Annotated in this window: 16 protein-coding genes; 7 read left to right on the top strand and 9 right to left on the bottom strand. The window is 59.7% G+C overall.

Annotation, left to right across the window (positions count from 1 at the left end; genetic code table 11):
• Positions 1–82: 82 nt before the first annotated feature.
• Entirely contained in the window at positions 83–1768 is a 1686-nt protein-coding gene (locus ACR0FG_RS13350; RefSeq protein ID WP_480893484.1) for a chloride channel protein, read from the top strand.
• On the opposite strand, the gene ACR0FG_RS13345 is transcribed toward ACR0FG_RS13350, so the two are convergent.
• From ACR0FG_RS13345 to pepN, 7 genes are all read right to left on the bottom strand, one after another.
• The gene (locus ACR0FG_RS13345) at positions 1769–3139 is read right to left on the bottom strand and encodes a DUF3179 domain-containing protein (protein ID WP_480893483.1); all 1371 of its coding nucleotides are present in this window, start codon (positions 3137–3139) and stop codon (positions 1769–1771) included.
• Between the two features lie 93 nt (positions 3140–3232).
• Entirely contained in the window at positions 3233–3706 is a 474-nt protein-coding gene (locus tag ACR0FG_RS13340; RefSeq protein WP_480893482.1) for a DUF4177 domain-containing protein, read from the bottom strand.
• Positions 3707–3786: 80 nt separating this feature from the next.
• Positions 3787–5043: a peptidase T gene (gene pepT / locus ACR0FG_RS13335; protein ID WP_480893481.1), complete on the bottom strand. Its 1257-nt coding sequence runs from the start codon at positions 5041–5043 to the stop codon at positions 3787–3789.
• Between the two features lie 141 nt (positions 5044–5184).
• Positions 5185–6696 carry an Asp-tRNA(Asn)/Glu-tRNA(Gln) amidotransferase subunit GatB gene (gatB, locus tag ACR0FG_RS13330; protein ID WP_480893480.1) on the bottom strand — a complete coding sequence of 504 codons (1512 nt, stop codon included), beginning with the start codon at positions 6694–6696 and terminating at the stop codon, positions 5185–5187.
• Positions 6697–6796: 100 nt separating this feature from the next.
• A complete protein-coding gene (locus tag ACR0FG_RS13325; RefSeq protein WP_170710211.1) occupies positions 6797–8044 on the bottom strand; it encodes a hypothetical protein in 1248 nt (415 codons plus the stop codon).
• A 124-nt stretch (positions 8045–8168) separates the two neighbouring features.
• Positions 8169–8600 carry a hypothetical protein gene (locus ACR0FG_RS13320; RefSeq protein ID WP_480893479.1) on the bottom strand — a complete coding sequence of 144 codons (432 nt, stop codon included), beginning with the start codon at positions 8598–8600 and terminating at the stop codon, positions 8169–8171.
• Positions 8597–11149 carry an aminopeptidase N gene (pepN, locus tag ACR0FG_RS13315; RefSeq protein WP_480893478.1) on the bottom strand — a complete coding sequence of 851 codons (2553 nt, stop codon included), beginning with the start codon at positions 11147–11149 and terminating at the stop codon, positions 8597–8599. The genes ACR0FG_RS13320 and pepN overlap by 4 nt, the downstream gene beginning before the upstream one ends.
• A gap of 208 nt (positions 11150–11357) precedes the next feature.
• On the opposite strand from pepN, the gene ACR0FG_RS13310 reads away from it, so the two are divergent.
• Both ACR0FG_RS13310 and ACR0FG_RS13305 read left to right on the top strand, forming a co-directional pair.
• Complete coding sequence (locus ACR0FG_RS13310) at positions 11358–13493, top strand: malate synthase G (protein WP_480893477.1); 2136 nt, start codon at positions 11358–11360, stop codon at positions 13491–13493.
• Positions 13494–13649: 156 nt separating this feature from the next.
• Positions 13650–14429 (top strand): gamma-glutamyl-gamma-aminobutyrate hydrolase family protein, encoded by a 780-nt coding sequence (locus ACR0FG_RS13305; RefSeq protein ID WP_480893476.1) that lies wholly within the window; start codon positions 13650–13652, stop codon positions 14427–14429.
• A gap of 8 nt (positions 14430–14437) precedes the next feature.
• Here ACR0FG_RS13305 and ACR0FG_RS13300 read toward each other — a convergent pair whose 3' ends face one another.
• Positions 14438–16681, bottom strand: coding sequence for a xanthine dehydrogenase family protein molybdopterin-binding subunit (locus tag ACR0FG_RS13300; protein ID WP_480893475.1), 2244 nt, complete (start codon positions 16679–16681; stop codon positions 14438–14440).
• A gap of 3 nt (positions 16682–16684) precedes the next feature.
• Positions 16685–17149 carry a (2Fe-2S)-binding protein gene (locus ACR0FG_RS13295; RefSeq protein ID WP_480893474.1) on the bottom strand — a complete coding sequence of 155 codons (465 nt, stop codon included), beginning with the start codon at positions 17147–17149 and terminating at the stop codon, positions 16685–16687.
• Positions 17150–17212: 63 nt separating this feature from the next.
• Between ACR0FG_RS13295 and ACR0FG_RS13290 the strand changes: the two genes are divergently transcribed.
• From ACR0FG_RS13290 to ACR0FG_RS13275, 4 genes are all read left to right on the top strand, one after another.
• Positions 17213–17827, top strand: a complete 615-nt coding sequence (locus ACR0FG_RS13290; protein ID WP_480893473.1) for a TetR/AcrR family transcriptional regulator — start codon at positions 17213–17215, stop codon at positions 17825–17827.
• 179 nt (positions 17828–18006) lie between these two features.
• Complete coding sequence (locus tag ACR0FG_RS13285; RefSeq protein WP_480893472.1) at positions 18007–18456, top strand: methyltransferase family protein; 450 nt, start codon at positions 18007–18009, stop codon at positions 18454–18456.
• Positions 18457–18587: 131 nt separating this feature from the next.
• On the top strand, positions 18588–20159 hold the full coding sequence (locus tag ACR0FG_RS13280; RefSeq protein ID WP_480893471.1) for a Re/Si-specific NAD(P)(+) transhydrogenase subunit alpha: 1572 nt from the start codon (positions 18588–18590) through the stop codon (positions 20157–20159).
• Positions 20160–20173: 14 nt separating this feature from the next.
• On the top strand, positions 20174–21628 hold the full coding sequence (locus tag ACR0FG_RS13275; protein WP_480893470.1) for an NAD(P)(+) transhydrogenase (Re/Si-specific) subunit beta: 1455 nt from the start codon (positions 20174–20176) through the stop codon (positions 21626–21628).
• The last annotated feature ends 162 nt before the right edge of the window (positions 21629–21790 follow it).

Here is a 21790-nt window from a genome sequence, read left to right as displayed (position 1 = left end):
GGCCCCCCAATCCGTCGCGATCCCACTTTTATCAGACCGCTCCGTGGCTTACTAAGGGATATGATGTGATCCCCGAGGGCCAATGACCCAATCAACCCGCACCGTTTTGCGCAACCAGCTCAATCAGGCTCTGGCCGCTCTCAAGGATGCCTGGCGGGTGATGCGGCGGCGCGGCCCCAGTCAGATCCAGTTCTGGTTCATCGCCCTGCTGATCGGAATTGCCGCCGGGTTCATGGCGCTGGCCTTCCGCAAGGCGATCGCGGGCCTGCAGGCTTATATCTATGCGACCGAAGATATCCTGCTGCTGCATACCCACGCGGAAAAGCTGCCGTGGATCGTGATCCTGATCACCCCCATCATCGGCGGGCTGATTGTCGGGATCATCCTGCATAAATTCACCGATGACGGGCGCGTGCGATCCGTTGCGGACGTGATCGAAGGGGCCGCCGTCACCAATGGCCGGGTGGAATCCAAGGCCGGGATCGCTTCGTTCTTTGCCTCGCTCATCACCCTCAGTTCCGGCGGGTCCACAGGCCGCGAAGGGCCGGTGGTGCATATGGCAGGCGTGATTTCCACATGGGTCAGCAATCACATCCACGCCGATGGCATCACCGGGCGCGACCTGCTGGGCTGCGCCGTGGCCGCCGCCGTCTCGGCCAGCTTCAACGCTCCTATCGCCGGGGCCCTGTTCGCGCTCGAGGTCGTGCTGCGCCATTTCGCAGTGCACGCCTTTGCCCCCATCGTCATCGCCTCGGTCGCGGGGACAGTGATCAACCGGCTGGAATATGGCGATGTCACCGAATTCACGCTGGACACACCGGGATCGCTGCAATTCTACGTCGAATTGCCCGCCTTCCTGATCCTAGGTCTGATCTGCGGGCTGGTGTCTCTGGTGCTGATGCGCTCGATCTTTTTTGCCGAGGATATCGGCACCCATGTCCAGAATCGCCTGTCTCTGCCGCGCTGGCTGCGGCCCGCCGTCTCGGGGGCGCTGCTGGGCCTGATTGCGATCTGGTTTCCGCATATCATCGGTGTCGGCTATGAAACCACAATACGCGCCCTGACCGGAGATCTCGTGCTCACCACGGCAATCCTGTTTGCCGTGGTCAAAACCGCCGCAGTGGCCATCACAATGGGCGGGCGCATGGGGGGCGGGGTGTTTTCGCCTTCACTGATGATCGGGGCGCTGACCGGGCTGGCTTTTGGTCTGATTGCCACCGGGCTTCTGCCGGATGTGTCCGGCACCCACACGCTTTATGCTTTTGCCGGGATGGGCGCGGTTGCAGCGGCGGTGCTGGGCGCGCCGATTTCCACAACGCTGATCGTCTTTGAACTGACCGGAGATTGGCAGATCGGCCTTGCCGTTATGGTCTCGGTTTCCATGTCCACCGCGTTGGCCTCGCGCCTTGTGGACCGGTCTTTCTTCCTGACACAGCTTGAACGCCGCAACGTGCATCTGGCCGCCGGGCCACAGGCTTACCTGTTGGCGATGCTGCGCGCGGGCGCGGTCATGCGCCCCCTTGGCAACGCACGCTCGATCACACGGGACGAGGCGCTGGCCCTGATCGATCAGGGCCTCTGCGTCAAAGCCAGTGCCACCCTTGAGGCCGCAATGCCCTATTTCGACCGGGATGAAATCCCCTGCATCCCCGTTGTGATCATCGACAAGGACGGATGCGAAAACCCCGTCGGCGCGCTTTATCACATCGACGCGCTCAAGGCGTATAACCGCGCGCTGGCCGCCACAGCGGCCGAGGAACATTCCTGACTAGCCGCCGTAAACGCTGGCCGCATCGCCCAGATAATTGTCCCAGGCAAACCAGTACGAGATATGCCCCGCCACGCGCGGCAATTCCGCGCCGTCCGGTGCGATCAGAGCCTCTTCGGTGACACGCCAGCGGTTGCCCGCCTCGTCCAGCAATCCGCCATCCGTGGTGGCGCGGAACTGATGCGAGCCACGCTCATAAGCGCGCACGCTGCGTTTGTCCGGGTCACCCATCAGCATCAAGGCCCGCCCGCCAATGGCATCATTGATCACCGGCTTGCCTTTGAACGCCTGCAACGGCCACGCCCGCGCCGCCCCGAACTGGCGCACGGCAAACACATAATCCTTCTGCCGATGCTGCCGCTGATCCACCAGCGCCGGGAACATCAACTCGGGCGAGGCGAAATACTCGCGATACACAACGCCCGATCCATAGTTCCGGCGATGGCCGGTGTTCAGCGACAACACCTTTGTGTCCGGATGCGCGGTTTTCCAGCTATCCCACCGCGTGATCACCACCGGGCGCTGTTTCAGCTCGATCCCGCTGTTCACCAGCGGCCCGACCACCGGCTTGCCGGTATACTGGTTCCACAGCGAATGCGTCTCACGGTCAAACATCAGCTTGTTCGACCGATACAGGAACCCGGATGAGCCAAAGACAAACGGTTTGTTTCGCCCCGGCACTTGCGTTTCAAACAAGATCCCCGACCCGCATAGGGTGCAATACGCCAAAGCAACCGGCACGCCGCCAATCACCTCGTTGAACATCTCGTGCCAGCCCATGATGCGCAGGGGATAGGCCCGAACATCGCCATTGATCTCGACGCCGAACACCAGATCGTCGTCCTTCATGTAATCCGCCTGCGCGACCGAAATCAGCTTCGGATTGTCCAGCGACGGAATGCCGTCCTTGACCACGCCGCCCCAGCTGATCTCCTCCAGCCGGATTTTCATCTTGTCGCGCTGCAGATATTCGGGCCGCAAAAACAGGTCAAAATTGTCGTCGATCCCCAACAACACTTCACGCTTGAACGGGATCAGGGACGGATGCGGCACGATCTGGGCGTTCTTCTCTTGCCACAGCATCCACTCGAACCAGTCCGCGCCCAGCCGCGCGCCCGTCAGTGAATCCATGACGTCGGCAATCTGCCGGTCCCGGCGCCTTGCATAGCGCATGGCCGTCAGAAGGGCCGGAACCACATCCGGTTTGCCGCGCTGGCGCAAAAAGGCCATGCCGTCATCGAACTCGGAACGGCTGCCGTATATCGTGGATCTGAGCGCCTCAAGAACAGGATCTTCCTGCGCCCACAAACCGCCCGGAAACCCGATGCCCGCGCCCAACAAAGCAGTAAATCCGCGACGAGAAATCGACATGGCACTCTCCCACATGGAACCATGTCGAATGTGCCAGCTTTTGCGCTCACGTTCACGCCACAGTGCCGTGACCGTTCATTTCAAAGGCGGGGCTCAGGTTTTGGGGCCGGGCTCTTCCGGGTCACCTTCAGCGACGCTTTCGGCCTCTTTCAGCGTCAAAGGCGGGTCTTTGACCTCTGCCGCGATCGGGGCAGGGGCCGCAACCGGTGCCGGCGGGGTTTCTGGCAGAACCTCTTCAGGGCCGGGGACCGGGCGGGCGGTTGGCGTGCCATCATCGGCATCCGCCTCTGGTTCCCTCTCTGGCTCCGCCTCCTGAACCTGCGGCACCTCGGACTGCAAAGCACGGCGGAACACCAGAACGTTGCGCCAGTTCGTGACCGAGCCGGTCAGCCCCGTGCGTTCCTCGCTGGGCAGCAATTCGGATCGCTGATATTCCCAGCCATCCTGCCCCATCTGGTTCAGAACCTGCTCAACCGAATTGGCAAACCGCCCCTCGGGCGTCTTGACGCCCTTGGCCTTGGTGCCTTTCTGCGGGGCGGGGACAACTTTGTATTCGTAACGCTGCATCAATCGGTCCTGATTGTCATATCCCGGCAAATTAACATTTTGACAGGCGGGTGAAAGCCAAGATCACGCTTTGGCATATTTCAGCCCGTTGTGTTGCCCGGACCCCGCGCCGCCTTGCCGACCAGCGACAGGCAGACCTCGGTCGCCAACGCCATGTCCTGAACCGAAATCCACTCCAGCGGCCCGTGAATACACTGCATCCCGGTAAAAATGTTGGGGCAGGGCGTCCCGAACTCGGTCAGGCGCGACCCATCCGTACCGCCCCGGATCGGAACCGATTGCACTTCGATCCCCAGATCCTCACAGGCCTCGCGCGCCAGATCGACCGGGGTCATGTCCTTTTCCAGCCAATAGCGCATGTTGCGATACTGGTGCGAAATCTCGCAACTGATCTGCGCCCGCGGCTCGGTCGCCTGTACGGCGTCGCAAACCTTGCGCACGATCTCGCGCTGCGCCTCAAGGCCATCCATCTCGAAATCGCGCAGGATCAGCTTGATCTCCATCTCGGAGGAGCCGCCATTCATGTCTGTGACATGAATGAACCCCTCGCGCCCGTCGGTCACTTCGGGCGTCATGGTGGCCTGCGGCAGGGTCTGCACGATCTTTGCCGCCAGATGTGCGGCATTGACCATCTTGTCCTTGGCCAGACCGGGGTGGATCGACACGCCGGTGATCCTGATCACCGCGCGATCGGCCGAGAAGCTTTCGTATTCGATCTCGCCCACCTCTTGCCCGTCCAGCGTATAAGCAAAATCGGCTTTCAGATCCTTTGGCAATTGTTCGGTAACACCGCGCCCGATCTCTTCATCGGGCGTAAAGGCGATGCGGATCGGGCCATGCGGGATGTCCTTGTTCTCGATCAGATGCCGCGCCATGGTCATCAGGATCGAAACCCCCGCCTTGTCATCACCCCCCAGCAACGTCGTGCCGGACGCGGTGATCAGATCATGCCCGATCTTTTCGGCCAGATAGGGATGCTCGTCGGGCGACAACACCAGATCGGGATCATCGGGAAAACTGATGTCTCCGCCATTATACCCCTTGATCACCCGAGGCTTCACCCCGGTTGCATTGAACTGCGGCGCGGTATCCACATGCGCCAGAAACCCGATGGTCGGCCCCGGCGCGGTGCCCGGAATGGTGGCGACAACCACGCTGTCCCCCGTCATCTCAACGCTCTCGGCCCCGATCTCGACCAGCTCATCCCGCAGCAGGTTCAGCATGTCGAACTGAATCGCCGTGCTGGGCGTCGTGGCCGAGGTCTCATCGCTTTGGCTATCGATGGCGGCATAGCGCATCAGCCGGGTTTCCAGTTCCTGATCGAAACGATTTGTCATGACTGCTCACCTCTCTGCCTTGCGGGATGAAAAAGCGCATTCAAGGGCCGAGTCAAGCCGATGACCCGCCCCTGAATGTTAAGCTTTCATTATGTACAAAACGAACAAACCCCTGTTCGGGGTCTGTACAAACCGGAAGATCTACGATCCCAGCTTTTTGCTGACCAATTCGTTAACGGCCTTGGGGTTGGCCTTGCCGCCCGTCGCTTTCATCACCTGACCCACGAACCAGCCCGCCAGTTTCGGGTTCACCTTGGCCTTTTCAACCTGCGCCGGATTGGCGGCGATGATCTCGTCCAAAGCAACCTCAATCGCGCCGGTATCCGTGACCTGTTTCATGCCGCGTTCTTCGACGATTTTCGCCGGATCACCGCCCTCGGTATAGACGATTTCAAACAAATCCTTGGCGATTTTGCCCGAGATCGCGTCCGACGAAATCAGATCAATGATCCCCCCCAACTGCGCCGGAGAAACCGGGCTGTCGGTGATGTCGTGATCTTCCTTCTTCAACCGGCCAAACAGCTCGTTGATGACCCAGTTTGCAGCTAGCTTGCCGCTGCGCCCTTTGGCGACTTCTTCGAAGTAAGACGCAGATTCCACCTCGGCGGTCAGCACTGATGCGTCATAGTCGGTCAGGCCGAACTCACTGATAAAGCGGGCTTTTTTGTCGTCTGGCAGTTCCGGCAGCTTGGCGGCGATGTCATCCACCCATGCCTGCTCGATCTCCAGCGGCAGCAGGTCGGGGTCGGGGAAATAGCGGTAATCATGCGCCTCTTCCTTGGACCGCATCGACCGAGTCTCACCCTTATCCGGGTCATACAGGCGGGTTTCCTGCTCGACCTCGCCACCCCCTTCGACGATGGCAATCTGGCGGCGGGCCTCAACCTCAATCGCTTGCTGGATGAACCGCATCGAGTTCATGTTCTTGATCTCACACCGCGTCCCCAGATGCGAGAAGTCCTGTGTTTCCTGATACTTCTCATAAGCACCCGGCAAACAGATCGAGACGTTGACGTCCGCCCGCAGGTTGCCGTTCTGCATGTTGCCGTCGCAGGTGCCCAGGTAACGCATGATCTGGCGCAGCTTGGCGATATAGGCCGCAGCCTCTTCCGGTCCGCGAATATCGGGGCGGCTGACGATCTCCATCAGGCAAACACCTGTTCGGTTCAGGTCGACAAAGGACATGTGCGGGTCCATGTCGTGGATCGATTTGCCCGCATCCTGTTCCATATGGATACGCTCGATCCGCACCATGCGCGCAGTGCCGTCGCCCATCTCGACCAGAACCTCGCCTTCGCCCACAATAGGCTGATAAAGCTGGGAAATCTGGTAACCCTGCGGCAGGTCGGGATAGAAATAGTTCTTGCGGTCAAAGGCCGATTTCAGGTTAATATCCGCCTTCAAACCCAGCCCGGTGCGAACGGCCTGTTCCACGCAATACTCGTTGATCACCGGCAGCATCCCCGGCATCGCCGCGTCCACGAATGCTACGTTCGAATTCGGCTCGGCCCCGAATTGCGTCGACGCGCCCGAGAATAGCTTGGCATTGGATGAGACCTGAGCGTGCACCTCCATCCCGATCACCAGTTCCCAATCGTGCTTGGCCCCGGCAATGGTTTTAACTTTGGGCATTTCGTATGTCAGGTCGAGCATGGCGCGCCTCATATCCGCAGAATTCTAGATCAGCGTATTAGGCCCGCCCAAGCATATGGGCAAGGGGGAATGGGCTGGAATCGTGGTTTTCCGGAATGCTTTAATTGCTGGAAAACTGCAATCCGCTGGGCGTAAAGGTCACGTTCAGACCGCTGCGCAGTTCATCGCGAAATAGATTGCCAATGGCGCGCAACGCATCGCGATGCCCCAACGCGGCAAAGCGTTCAGCGGAACTGACGCGCAGGCTGTTGTTGAACCCGTTGGTGGCATGGGCCCAGATCAGCGGGTGCAATTCCGTCAGGTGATCCCGGATCAGCCAGTCGGCCGCGTCGCAAATCTGTTGGCGCACAGCATCGGCTTTGGCATTGCGGCCCATTTGTTGCTGCATTGTGATAGCGCAATAGGCGGCCAGCAGATTGATCATCTCCTGATCCGGACGGCGGGCGACAATGTCGCGCAAACCTTCCAGGAAATACTCGATATCGACGCGGGCGCAGGCTTCGTCATCCTGTGCGATGGCGTCGAACTGAACCCAGGTATAACCCCCGGCACCCCAAACGGCCCGGGTCATTGCAGCCATGCGAAGTGCTTGATTTTCCAGCTTTTCATAGCTTCCAAAAAAGCGCGGCAGCAGATGGGCACCCATCACGCGCATATGGCGATGATTGTGCGGGTCCAACGAGATCAGAGTTTCAAACTTATCAGCCGCCCGCGCGTTGGCGGTGCGGTGTCCGGCAAGCAGGGCACAATCGCCAGCCGCAATTGCAGGGCTGTTTTTGGCCTTCGCACGGCACTCGGCCAGAATGACGGCGGCCCGGTCAAAATGCGCCGCGCAGCGCGAGCGGTGCAGTTTCGGCAGTTTCGCCTCGGGTGTTTTCCCGCGCCATGCCCAGGCCAGATCGATATGGGCCAAGGCAACCACCAGCGCGATCATCGGATCACCGGGATGCTCATTCATCTCGCTTTCAAGTTCGGAGATGCCGCAGAGCAGATCGTAGTCAGAAATGGCCTTACCGTCGGACAGCGCATGTTCCACCGCCAAAACGACGTCAGAGCGCGCTCCGAACGCCAGAAGATCAGCAATCGGCTGACCGCAAGGTGTCGTCTCGCCCGCAGTGTCGGCAGCCAGCATTTCCGACGACAGATGCGACCAAAGCCCTTGCCGCGCCAGATAGCGGCCCCGCTCAATGGTCTTGTGACCGATCAGAGCATCCTCACCGGGTTGCGCGACGGGGATGTTCAATTGTCCGGATGCAAACGGTTCGGTCAGCCCGGCAGGCGAAGCTGGTTCGACTTGAGAAGAAGGGGTGACAAAACGGGCAAATACAGCCCCAAACGACCGAAACATGGCAAAACTCAAACTTGAACACACTTGTAACAGACCGAGTTTGACCAGAATTTGCGCTCAAATCAAGTTCGTCACCCGAAAATCTGAATTTTGCGATCAATCCAGTGCAATGTTGCCCATCGTTTCAGAAAACGCGGAAATGGTGGCGTTCGACTGCATATCCGGCGGTCTGAAGCACCTGTTCAAACTGCTTGTGAGGTGGCAGCGACTCGTCCGGCAGGCGTATGTGTTTGTCGTTTTTCAGGATCGCGGACACGCGTACTGAGAAATCCCAGCGCGTGTCGAACCGGAATTTCTCAATCTCTGCCAGCGCGATCTCACCCTCGCGTTTGCCCGTATGCCAGCTGAGCGTTTGACCATCCAATCTGACGCCAGCGTTGGTGTCGTGAAATACGTCCCAAAGGGCTGGCAATGTCGTCAAAGCCAGCAAGGCCATCAGCCACCAGACCGCATCAAACACAATCACCAGCCCGATCAGCACCGCATAGATGCAGATCAGGATCAAGACAGTGCGCTGCGACCGATGGTGACGGGTGAACTCGAACGGTACAGTCATGCGTCCAGAATGCGCGACACCATTTCGGTTGTATCGCGCGACAGGTTGGAGGTATCCGCGATGCGGGTCAGATGGGTGCGCATCAAAGCCTGACGGTCGGCATCATAGCGTTTCCATGTCTGGAAGGCACTGCACATCCGAGCTGTGGTCTGCGGGTTAACCGGGTCCAGCCGGATCAGCCAGTCTGCCAGCAGTTCATAACCGGCCCCGTCCTCCTGATGGAACCCGGCATGGTTCGCGGCCAAAGACCCCATCAGTGCGCGGAAGCGGTTTGGGTTCTTCCAGTTGAAATCTGCGTGTTCGGTTAAGCGTTTGGCGATGTTGGGCGCGGCGTCCGGTGCGGCCATGGAAACTTGCAGACCGAACCATTTGTCCACCACCAGCCGGTCATGCTGCCACTGATCATAGAAGGCAGCCAATTGCGCCTCGCCCTTGCCAGCGCGGAGAAGACAAGCCAGCGAAGACAGTTGCTGGGTCATGTTGTCAGAGCGGGCATAGGCCTCGGCTGCCATCGCGCCGCCATCCAGCCGTGTTGTCAGGGCGAGCGCGGCGCTACCCAATGCGCGCTTGCCGGATTGCTCGGCATCGGGCTGATAGGGGCCATCGACCAGCGCCTCGCTTTGCAGGCGGGGCAACAAGTCCTGCATGTGCTGGGCCGTGGCCTGACGCAGAGTTTCCACGGCTGCCCAGATCGCCATCGGATCAGGCGTTTCGCCCGCATCGTGCAGCGCTGCGGCCAGTTCCGACTGCGTCGGCAGCCCCAACATCAGCGCGCGATAGGCCGGGTCCAGGTCGCCGTCGCGCATCACCGCCAGCAGCCCGTCAAGATAGTCTGCGTCCGGTGCAGTGTCTTGCCTGATCATGCGCAGTAGGCTGTCTTCGGCCAGCGAGCGCCCGGCCTGCCAGCGGTTGAACGGATCGGTGTCATGGGCCAGCAGGAACGCGCGTTCGGTATTCGTGATGTCATGCTCAAGGATCACCGGGGCCGAGAAATCGCGCAGGATCGAGGGCACCGGTTTGGCGGCCAATCCGGTGAAGGCAAAGCTCTGACTGGCCTCGGTCAGTTCCAGCACCTTCGTTTCCTGCACCTCATCCCCGTTTGGCCCCAACAGGCCAACGGCCACCGGGATCACCTGCGGCAGCTTCTGATCCTGACCCGGCGTCGGGTTCGTATGCTGGCGCAGTGTGAGGGTATAGGTGCCGTCGTCCCAATCCTCGGACACCGCCACACGCGGCGTGCCCGACTGGCTGTACCAGCGTTTGAACTGGCTCAGATCACGGCCTGTGGTGTCCTCGAACACCTTCAGCCAATCCTCGATGGTGCAGGCTTGGCCGTCATGACGGTCGAAGTACAGATCCAATGCTTTGCCATACGCCTCATCCCCGACCAGACGTTTCAGCATTCCGATCACCTCGGCGCCTTTTTCATAGACGGTCGAGGTGTAGAAGTTGTTGATTTCCTGAAAACTCTCGGGTCGGACCGGGTGCGAGAGGGGCCCGTTATCCTCGGGAAACTGCCGCGCGCGCAGGTCGATGGCATCGTGGATACGCTTAACCGGGGCCGAGCGCATGTCGGATGTGAACTGCGCGTCACGGAAGACAGTCAGGCCCTCTTTCAGGCACAGCTGAAACCAGTCGCGGCAGGTGATCCGGTTGCCGGTCCAGTTGTGGAAATACTCATGCGCGATGATCGCCTCGATCCGTTCGAAATTCATGTCGGTCGAAGTTTCCGGGCTGGCCAGAACGGCGGAGGAGTTGAAGATGTTCAGTCCCTTGTTCTCCATCGCACCCATGTTGAAATCATCCACGGCCACGATGTTGAACACGTCCAGATCGTATTCGCGGCCATAGACGTCTTCGTCCCATTTCATCGATTTTTTCAGCGCTTCCATGCCGAACGCACATTTGCCTTCGTCACCGGGTCGGACCCAGAGGTTCAGCTCGACGTCGCGGCCCGACATGGTCGTGAACTGACCGGGATGGGCAATCAGATCACCGGCCACCAGCGCAAACAGATAGGCGGGTTTGGGCCACGGATCGGTCCATTCGGCCCAGCCGTCGCCTTTGCCGGTCGGGTTACCGTTGGACAGCAGCACGGGCAGGTTTCCGTTGATGCGAACGGTGAAGGTAGACATCACATCGGGGCGGTCTGGATAATAGGTGATCTTGCGGAACCCTTCGGCCTCGCATTGGGTGCAATACATGCCTTTCGACATGTAAAGCCCCTCAAGCGCGGTATTGTTGCCGGGATCGACTTCAACCTCGGCCTCCCACACAAAGGGCGCATCTGGGACCGAAGCAGTCAGGCCCTTTTCGGTGATTTCGGGTGTGACGTCTGCGCCGTCGATTGTGGCCCGGATCAGCTTCAGCTCTTCGCCGTGCAGAAAGAAGGTGCGATCCGATGCCTCCGGGTTTGGTCGAAATGCGATGCGCGAGGTCACGCGGGTTGCATGGGCGGCCAGATCAAATGTCAGATGCACGCTGTCCACCAGAAATCCGAAGGGCGTATAGTCTTTCAGGTAGATGGTCGAAGGGGCGGCGTCGCGCATCGGGGGCCTCGTATCAAAGTTGTCTGGCGCGACGTTATGGGCTTCGTCTGGGGGCTGCAACCAACCCGCCTTGTTCGTGTTGTGTTTTTTGAAACTGTTTCGCGATTTTCCGGATCAATGGACGGCAACGTCAAAAGTTGCCTGTTGGAAACAAACGACCTAAATGGACTGCGCATACAATGGCACACAATCGCGGGAGATTCGGCGAATGACGACAAGGGACACCCGGAGCGGGCTGCAGGTAGACCGGGTTCTGGTGGATTTCATCGAAACCCGCGCATTGCCGGGAACAGGCGTTTCGCCCGCGCAGTTTTGGGATGGGCTTGCACGTCTGGTGAACGATCTGGGACCACAGAACCGCGATTTGCTGGCCAAGCGGGCCGATATCCAAGCCCGCATCGATGGGTGGCATGGCGCACGCAAGGGTCTGTCCCATGACCCGGCTGCGTATCAGGAATTCCTACGCGAAATCGGCTATCTGGTCGAAGAAGGCCCCGATTTTCAGATCGAGACGGCCAATGTCGACCCCGAGATTGCGGTGATCCCCGGACCTCAGCTGGTTGTTCCGATCACTAATGCCCGCTTTGCGCTGAACGCGGCCAACGCCCGTTGGGGCAGCCTGTATGATGCGCTGTATGGCACCGATGCGATGGGCGATCTGCCGTCCGGTGGTGGCTATGACAGGGCGCGTGGCGACCGTGTGATTGCCTGGGCCAAGGCGTTTTTGGATGACGCCGTGCCGCTGGCCTTTGGATCGTGGGCGGATGTCTCGGGGTTGAGCGTTCAGGATGGGGCGCTGATGCCGACCCTGGCTGATCCTACGCAATTCGTCGGCCATGGCGGCCCAGCGGCGAAGCCAGAGTTCGTGCTGTTGCGCAACAATGGGTTGCATATCCAGATCCGGATCGACGCCCATAGCGCAATCGGCGCAACGGATCCGGCGCATATCTCTGACATGCGGCTGGAATCGGCTTTGTCTACCATCATGGACTGCGAGGATTCGGTCGCCTGTGTCGATGCCGAGGACAAGGTTGTGGCCTATGGCAACTGGCTGGGCCTGATGAAAGGCGACCTGACCGAGGATGTGACCAAGGGTGGCAAGACCTTTACCCGCAAACTGGCACGGGATCTGGCGTTTACCGCACCTGATGGCGAGGCCACATCGCTCAAGGGTCGGTCGCTGATGCTGGTGCGCAATGTCGGGCACCTGATGACCAACCCTGCCGTGCTGGATGCCGAGGGTCGCGAGATTGGCGAAGGGCTGATGGATGCGCTGTGCACCACGCTGATCGCCATGCATGACCTGCAGCGGGATGGCGGCAACTCGGTCACGGGTTCGGTCTATGTGGTCAAACCCAAGATGCACGGGCCGCAAGAGGTCGCGTTTTCGGTTCAGATATTCGACATGGTCGAAGACATCCTTGGCCTGCCGCGCAACACCGTGAAGCTGGGCATCATGGACGAGGAACGGCGGACCTCGGTCAATCTCAGGGAATGTATCCGTGCCGCCAAGTCGCGCGTTGCCTTCATCAACACCGGCTTTCTGGACCGGACCGGGGATGAAATTCACACCTCGATGGAGGCGGGGCCGATGCTGCCCAAGGGTGATATCAAGAACACGCCCTGGATCGCCTCATACGAGGATCGCAATGTGGATATCGGTCTGGCCTGTGGGCTGAAAGGCAAGGCGCAGATCGGCAAAGGCATGTGGGCGATGCCCGACCGGATGGGCGAGATGCTGGAGGCCAAGATCGGCCATCCGATGTCCGGCGCGACCTGCGCCTGGGTGCCGTCACCAACCGCTGCGACCCTGCACGCGACGCATTATCACAAGGTTGACGTTCTGGCGCGGCAGGATGAAATCGCCGCTGGTCGTGCACGTGGCACGCTGGATGATCTGCTGACCATCCCTCTGCTAGATGGGCGCAACCTGAGCAATGCCGAGATCGCTCGCGAGATCGAGAACAACGCGCAGGGTATTCTGGGATATGTCGTGCGCTGGGTGGATCAAGGCGTCGGCTGTTCAAAAGTGCCCGATATCAACGATATCGGCCTGATGGAGGACCGTGCCACCTGCCGGATTTCGTCTCAGGCGCTGGCCAACTGGTTGCATCATGATCTGGTCAGTCAGCAGCAAGTGATGGCGGCGATGCAAAAGATGGCCGCGGTCGTTGATCTGCAGAATGCCGGCGATCCCGCCTATACCCCCATGGCCCCGGATTTTGAGGGTGTCGCCTTTCAGGCGGCTTGCGATCTGGTGTTCAAGGGCCGTGTGCAGCCCTCGGGTTATACCGAGCCGGTTCTGCACGCGCGGCGGCTGGAGCTGAAGGCACAAAGCAACTGACCCCGTGCAGGCACCGCCCTGTTTGGGCGAAAAGGGTAGGCCAGATCTTTGGGATGTTGAGAAATTCACATCCCAAGCTGCGCCTGTGCACTTTGAATTTCCGCGTAATTTTGTCATGAATGCGAGAACGGTTCTAAATCTTGCAGTGAGGATTGAATGGTGCGTCCGGTCGTCGGAATTATCGGCAATTCGTATCTGATGAATGATCAGTACCCGACCCATGCGGGCGGGACGATGAATTCGGATGCGGTGTCCAATGTCTCGGATTGTGTGCCATTGTTGATCCCCGCCGATCCGCGTTTTGTGTCTGTGGACGAACTGCTTGAGGTTTGCGACGGGTTTCTGCTGACCGGTGGCCGCCCCAATGTGCATCCCGAGGAATACGGCGAATGCGCGACCGAGGCGCATGGTGATTTTGACCGGGCGCGGGATGCGATCACATTGCCTCTGGTCCGGGCCTGTGTTGACCGGGGACAGCCGTTTTTCGGGATTTGCCGTGGCTTTCAAGAGGTCAATGTGGCCATGGGTGGGACGCTTTATCCTGAAATCCGCGATTTGCCGGGGCGGTTGAACCACCGAATGCCCCCCGATGGCACGCTTGAGGAAAAGTTTGCCCTTCGCCATGTGGTGACACTGGCCGAAGGGGGGGTGTTTCATAAATTGTTTGGCGCAACCGAGGTGATGACCAATACGCTGCATGGGCAGGGGATCAAGGCCATCGGGCAACGTATCGTGATTGACGGCCATGCGCCTGATGGCACGCCCGAGGCGATCTATGTTCAGGACGCGCCCGGATTTACCTTGTCGGTTCAATGGCACCCCGAATGGGACGCGGCCAATGATCCGGTCTCGCGCCCCTTGTTCGAAGCCTTTGGTGCGGCGGTTCATGCGTGGGCCGCCGGTCGCAAGGCCGCGCACCTACAGCGCACGGCCTGAGTTCAGGTTCAAACCAGCAGATCGAAATGCTTGTTGAACGGCAGTTCGCGGACACGCTGACCTGTCAGGTCAAACAGTGCATTGCCAAGCGCGGGCATTGAGGGCGGCGTTCCCGGCTCGCCCACACCACCAAGGTGCTTGTTGGTTTCCAGAATGCGAACCTGCGTGACCGGCGTGTTGTGCATCCGCAGCGCATCATAGTCCGGGAAGTTGCCCTGTTCGACTTCGCCATCGGCAAAGGTAATCTCGCCCTGAACCGCAGCGGACAGACCATAGATCATGCCGCCGATCATCTGCGCCTCGACCGTGGCAGGGTCCAGTGCAAGGCCAACATCACAAGCAATCCATGCCTTTGTCATGCGGATCGAGCCATACTTATCCGGCGCAACCTCGATCACCTGTGCGACCGGGGTGCCAAAGCTGTAGGTCAGCGCGACGCCGCGCCCGACGCCATCGGGCGTTTTGCCCGTCCAGCCTGACATCTCTTTGACGGCCTCCAGACATCCCGCTGATGGCGCGTGTTCGGATTTTGCCAGCTCAAGGCGAAGCTCGAGCGGGTCGCGTCCGGCGGCGTGGGCCATCTCATCCATGAATGTCTCATGGAAGAAGCCATTGTGGCTGTTGCCAACCGAGCGCCAGAAGCCCACGGGAACGGCCAGATCCGCGATATGCCCGCTCATGCGGTAGTTCGGTACCGCGTAGGGCTGATTGAAGAACCCTTCGACCAGCACCTTGTCGGGACCGCCGCCGGGGAAGCCGGTGTAGCGCGCAACCGCCTGTTGGGTCGGGGATTGCGAGGCAACTTTGCCGTCGATCAGCACCGCCTTGCCGTCTTTGACCGCGCCACGCATCCGCGCCAGCGCAGCGGGGCGGAAATAGTCGTGGCGCATGTCCTCTTCACGGCTCCAGGTGGTTTGAACCGGCGTGCCGGGCATTGCCATGGCGACCTTGGTGGCAATCTCGCCAAAGTCCAGCTCACCCCGGCGACCAAAGCCGCCACCCAGATAGGTGGTGTGAATTTCAACGTTTTCCGCATCCAGATTGGCGACGTTGGCGACCCGGAACTGAATTAACGTGGGCGCCTGATTGCCGCACCAAAGATCCAGCTTGTTGCCCGTAAACAACGCGGTGGCGTTCATCGGCTCCATCGTGGCGTGGGCCAGATAGGGCACGGTATAGTCTGCCGTGATTTCGGTGGCCCCTTCGGGCAGTACGTCCACGTCCCCATCGTCGCGCATGGTCGAGTTTGCGGACGCATCGAAGGCCTTGGCAATCTCAGCGATCAGGGCGTCGGTTTCCGGCGGATAGGGTGCATCGCCCCAGTCTACGTCGATGGCCTCGACCGCCTGAATCGCAAGCCAGGTGTTGTTTGCAATGACAGCAACACCAGTGCCCAGATCGACCACTTTCTCGACCCCAGGCATCGTTTCGGCCGCGCTGGCGTCAAAGCCGTTCATCTTGCCACCCAGCTTGGGGTTCATGCGGACCGAGGCAAATTTCAAACCCTTGGGGCGCACATCGATGCCGAACTCGGCGGTTCCGGTGGATTTGCCGGGAATATCAACACGGGGCTGCGGTTGTCCCAGCAGACGCCAGTCGGACGGATCGCGCAGGGCAGCCTCGGGCGGTTCGATTTGCCCGGCGGCCTCGGCCAGTTCGGTGTAGGCGATGCGTGTCCCATCGGGGGCGATGACTGCACCGTTTTCCGTCTTCAGCTGCGCGCGATCAACACCCAACCGATCAGCCGCCGCCTGTTTAAGCGTTTCGCGCGCGGTGGCGCCTGCCATGCGCATCCGCTCGAACCCGTCTTTCATCGAGGTCGAGCCACCTGTGACCTGCAAAGCCAGCGTTCTGCCAAGGACACCCAGCGCCTCACCCAGATTGTGCTGGAAATCCGAGACGTCATAACCCTTGTTGGGCAAACCCTCTCCAACCAGTGCCGAGTTGTAATACGCGGCCGCAGCGGGACCGTGCAGAATGCGGATCTGGTCAAGCTCAACATCCAGTTCCTCGGCGATCAGAGCGGCCCATGTGGTCATCACGCCTTGTCCCATTTCGGCACGGGGGGCAAACAGCGTGACGCCTTGCTGATCGATCATCACAAAGGGGCTGAGCGCGGTTTCACCATCGCCCGGTTTCAGCGGGTTCGCGGCGGGGCGAGAAACATAATAGGCACCAAAGGCGACACCACCCACAACGGCGGCAGAACCGATCAGGAAGGTGCGGCGCAGGATTTTTCCGATACTTGCCATGGCTCAGACCTCCTTCAGCTTGGCGGCAGCGTCATGGATGGCTGCGCGGATGCGAGGATAGGTGCCGCAGCGGCAAAGGTTGCCCTGCATCGCATCATCAATATCCGTGTCCGTGGGCGAGGGGTTCTCGGCCAGCAATGCCGCCGCCTGCATAATCTGACCCGACTGGCAATAGCCGCATTGCGCCACCTGATTGTCGACCCATGCTTGCTGAATCGTTGCCATCGCGTCGGGTGTGCCCAACCCTTCGATGGTCGTCACGTCGCCCCAAACATCTGAAAGCGCCACTTGGCAGGACCGCACGGCCTCGCCATCGATATGAACAGTACAGGCCCCGCAAGCAGCAACGCCGCAGCCGAACTTGGTTCCGGTCAATCCGATTTCATCCCGCAGAACCCACAACAGGGGAACATCGTCGGGCAGATCGACCTGATGGGTCTTTCCGTTGATCTTGAGGGGGGTCGCCATGGCGCACCTCTTTTGGCTGTGGCAGGTTTCTGACATATTTATCGCAAAATGTCAGGATGTAAATTGACAAAATTAACAAAAACTGTCAGTGCTTCGGGCATGATTGAAGCTATTGATGATCCAAGACAGGCCGCGATCCTGAATTCGGCCTTTCAGGCGTTTGCCGCATATGGGTTTCGCAAAACCTCGATGGATGACATTGCCAAAGGGGCGGGCATGTCACGGCCTGCTGTCTATTTGCATTACAAGAACAAGCAGGACATTGTCCGCAAGCTGACTGAACTGCATTACAGTGACAAGATTTCCGCGGTCGCGCGCGCGTTGCAAGGGGCTGGCACAATTCCAGAAGTTGTAGATAAGGCGATTCAGGCGCAGACCGACGGTATGGCCACAATTCTGGCCTCGCCTCATGGGGTCGAGATGCTGGACGCCACGAAATCCATGTCTGACGATATCGTCGAGCAGGGCGAGGCTGAGCTGACGCGGCTTTATGCTGAGTGGCTGACGCAAGAGCACGCCGCCGGACGCGTTGGGCTGCCAAACGGCCCTGATGAAATGGCCAAGACGATTACGGCAACGCTCAAAGGGATAAAGCTGACAACCTCTGGCGCGCGCGAATTCGAAGATCGCATCGCACAGGTCTCTGCGCTGATCGGAGCAGGACTCGAAGCCCGATAAGCCACCTGTAAGCCCACCGTGCATTAGCCGACAGCGTTGTGAATTGGCTGACATCGGCGGGCTTCTGGTCGCACTGATATTCCTGCGACCATCTGTGTTTTGCCATCAAGGGCGTAAAGCGATACATCTGCGCCCGAAAACGACACCTATGGTGATTGTCGGGGCAAATGGAAACGGGTATGCGCAGCATTGATATCCCACCGGTCTGGTTGCTGGGAACAGCTGTTCTGGCGTGGCTGCAAGCGCGGTATCTGCCGCTGGGACTGTCCCTGGATGGCTGGTTTACCGATCTTGCAAGTGGTCTGTTGATTGGTGCCGGGGTTATTCTGATCATCCTTGCAATAGCCGAGTTTCGGCGGTTCAAGACACCGGTCATGCCGCGTCAAACCCCGACTTCAATGGTCCAGACCGGAATATTCAAACGCAGCCGTAACCCGATTTATCTGGGTGATGTGTTGATATTGGCCGGATTGATCCTGCGCTTTGACGCTGTGATATCCCTGATCCTGCTTCCCATCTTTGTCTGGGTCCTTGAGCGCCGTTTCATCCTGCCGGAAGAAGACCGCCTGCGCCGGACTTTTCGGGCGGATTTTGCCCGCTATGAACGCCAGACCCGCCGGTGGATCTGACGCTGTGAGGATTTTGACACAGCGTCCGAAATGCTGCGCTTGCGAAATAATCTTTCGCGAGATACATCAGAGCTTGACGAAGAATACCGACTACTTGCGCCAACAGACCGAAAACAAGGGGGACTGCACCGTTGAAGCTAGGCACACCAAAGGAGATTTTTGACGGGGAGAACCGTGTTGCGATGACGCCGGATTCGGCTCGTCAATTGCAAAAGCTGGGCTATGAGTGCCTGATTGAGAAGGGTGCGGGTGCTGCCGCTGGTTTCTCGGACGCGAGCTATCAGGAGGCTGGTGTTGAGGTTGTTAAGACGGCTGCCGCGTTGTGGAAAGCGGCGGACATTGTCGCCAAGGTGCGCCAGCCCAACGCAACCGAACTGAAACGTTTGACCAAGGGTAAGACGCTGATTTCCTTCTTCAACCCTGCGGGCAACGAAGAGGGGATGGAAGCGGCCAAATCCAAAGGTGCCAACGTTATTGCGATGGAGATGGTGCCGCGTATCTCGCGCGCTCAGAAGATGGACGCGCTGTCCTCGATGGCCAATATCGCAGGTTACCGCGCGGTTATCGAGGCCGGGAACAACTTCGGTCGTTTCTTCACCGGTCAGGTGACCGCAGCCGGTAAAGTTCCGCCTGCAAAGGTGCTGATCGTCGGCGCCGGTGTGGCCGGTCTGGCGGCGATTGGGACCTCGACCTCGCTGGGGGCGATCACCTACGCGTTTGACGTGCGCCCCGAAGTGGCCGAGCAGGTCGAATCCATGGGGGCCGAGTTCGTCTATCTGGACTTTGAGGAAGACCAGCAAGATGGCGCGGCTACCGGCGGTTATGCCAGCGTGCAGTCGGATGAGTTCCGCGAGGCGCAGCTGGCCAAGTTCCGCGAGCTTGCTCCGGAAATGGATATCGTGATCACCACAGCGTTGATCCCGAACCGCGAAGCTCCTGAGCTTTGGACCAAGGATATGGTCGAGGCGATGAAGCCGGGTTCGGTCATTGTGGACCTTGCGGCAGAAAAGGGCGGCAACTGCAAGCTGACCGTGGCGGATGAGAAGATCGTGACGCCCAATGGCGTTACCATCATCGGCTATACCGACTTCCCCAGCCGGATGGCGGCGCAATCGTCGTCTTTGTACGCGACCAACATTCGCCACATGATGTCGGACCTGACGCCCGAAAAGGACGGTCAGATCAATCACGACATGAAGGACGATGTGATCCGCGGTGCGACGGTGACGTTCGAAGGCGACATCACCTTCCCGCCACCACCGCCCAAGGTGCAGGCGATCGCGGCGCAGAAGAAACCCGAGGTCAAGGAACTGACCCCGGAAGAGAAAAAGGCGCAGGAGATCGCGGCCTTCAAGGCGCAGACCAAACAGCAATTCACCCTGCTGGGTGTGGGTGGCGCGCTGATGCTGCTGGTGGGGCTGGTGGCCCCGGCCAGCTTCATGCAGCACTTCATCGTGTTCGTGCTGGCGATCTTTGTGGGCTTCCAGGTGATCTGGAACGTCTCGCACAGCTTGCACACACCGCTGATGGCGATCACCAATGCGATCTCGTCGATCATCATCGTAGGGGCCTTGATGCAAATCGGATCGGGGTCGTTCCTGGTCATTCTGCTGGCGGCGCTGTCTGTCTTCATGGCCGGGATCAACATCTTCGGCGGTTTCCTTGTCACCCGGCGCATGCTTGCCATGTTCCAGAAATCTTAAGGGAGGCCGGGTAGATGGAATTTGGCTTTACCACTGCCGCCTATGTTGTTGCGGCTGTTCTGTTCATCCTGTCCTTGGGTGGTCTGTCGAACCAGGAAAGCGCCAAGCGCGCGGTCTGGTATGGCATTGTCGGTATGGCGCTGGCGGTCTTTGCCACGCTGGTTGGTCCGGGCTCGGGCCTGTGGCTACTGTCGCTGCTGCTGATCGCGGGCGGTGGCCTGATCGGTCAATACGTGGCGCAGCGCGTGCAGATGACCGAGATGCCGCAGCTTGTGGCCGCGATGCACTCGCTGGTCGGTCTGGCGGCTGTATTCGTTGGCTTCAACGCGCATTTTGAGATCGGCAATGTGGCGCAGGTCATGGCAATCGCCGACAGCGCGTCACAGGCGGACCTGTCTGATCTCGGCGCGTTCGCCAAGCTGATCGCCAAGAAGACCTCTGCCGAACTGGCGATCCTGCATGTGGAGCTGTTTCTGGGCATCTTCATCGGTGCGATCACCTTTACCGGCTCGGTCGTGGCCTATGGCAAGCTGGCGGGCAAGGTGACCTCGGCGGCGACTAAGCTGCCCGGCGGTCATATGCTAAACGCGGCGGCGGCGGGTCTCTCGCTGATCTGCCTGATCTGGTACACCGCCTCGGGCGGGTTCTTTCCGCTGTTCCTGATGACGCTGGCGGCGCTCTTCATCGGCTATCATCTGATCATGGGCATCGGCGGAGCCGATATGCCGGTGGTGGTGTCGATGCTGAACTCGTATTCGGGTTGGGCGGCTGCGGCGATTGGCTTCAGCCTTGGCAACGACCTGCTGATCGTGGTGGGCGCGCTGGTGGGCTCGTCGGGTGCGATCCTGTCCTACATCATGTGTAAAGCGATGAATCGCCACTTTGTCAGCGTGATCCTGGGTGGCTTTGGCGGCCCGCAGGGCGAGCAGATGGCCGTTGAGGGCGAACAGATCGCCATCGAGGCCGACGGTGTGGCCGCGGCGCTGAACGATGCGGACAGCATCGTAATCATCCCCGGCTACGGTATGGCCGTGGCGCAGGCGCAGCAATCGGTCAGCGAACTGGTCCGCAAGCTGCGCGCCAAGGGCAAGAATGTGCGCTTTGCCATCCACCCGGTTGCGGGTCGTCTGCCGGGGCACATGAACGTGCTCTTGGCCGAGGCCAAGGTGCCCTATGACATCGTGCTCGAGATGGACGAGATCAATGACGACTTCCCCGAAACGGATGTGGCCATCGTCATCGGCTCGAACGACATCGTGAACCCTGCGGCACAGGAAGACCCCAACAGCCCCATCGCCGGGATGCCGGTACTGGAATGCTGGAAGGCCAAGCAGGTCTTTGTCTCGAAACGCGGTCAGGGCACCGGGTATTCGGGCATCGAAAACCCGCTGTTCTTCAAGGAAAACACCCGCATGTTCTATGGTGACGCCAAAGCCTCACTCGATAAACTCCTGCCAATGATCGAATGAGCTGAGTGAAATGAAACAGAGGGAGGCGTCCATATCGGGCGCCTTTTTCAATGTAGCGACTAATTATTAGGCAGGTTGTGCCCACGTTCAGTTGCTGAAAAGACACCAAAGCTCTGGAATTGCCTCGAAATCTGGCAGTTCATCGACGATACCGCGTGGAAA

This window comes from Ruegeria sp. E1, from assembly GCF_056534225.1.
The sequence above is the reverse complement of the archived record's forward strand: the minus strand, read 5'-3'. Positions and strand labels throughout refer to the sequence as shown.